The following is a 322-nucleotide window of genomic DNA, read 5'->3' as shown; positions in this document are numbered from 1 at the left end:
GGAAAACGCGCACCCGCGAGGTCGGCCGCCTGGTCGGCGAGGACTGGCAGGACATGTCGATCTTCGTGCAGCGGGCGCGTGGCGCCGATCCGCAGGCGGTGGTGCGACCGGAGGCCGAGCGCGCGATCCGCATCGCACATGAAGCCGGCGTCCGGCTGGCCATCCTGTCCAACGAGCTCGACCTTTTCTATGGCAAGTCGTTCCGCGAGCGCCTGCCGCTGCTTGCGCTGTTCGAGACGATCGTCGACGCGACCTATACCAAAATCCTCAAGCCCGACGGCCGAGCCTATGCGATGGTCGGCGAGGCGCTCGAGCTGCCGCT

Annotated in this window: 1 protein-coding gene; it reads left to right on the top strand. The window is 67.7% G+C overall.

What is annotated here, in order from left to right:
• Positions 1 to 322: HAD family hydrolase (locus tag EN852_RS37880; RefSeq protein ID WP_246694555.1), on the top strand; the 322-nt coding region annotated here is incomplete at both ends.

This window comes from Mesorhizobium sp. M2E.F.Ca.ET.209.01.1.1, from assembly GCF_004010375.2.
Lineage (GTDB): Bacteria > Pseudomonadota > Alphaproteobacteria > Rhizobiales > Rhizobiaceae > Mesorhizobium.
Note: the sequence above shows the minus strand (reverse complement) of the source record. Positions and strands in the feature narration are given on the sequence as shown.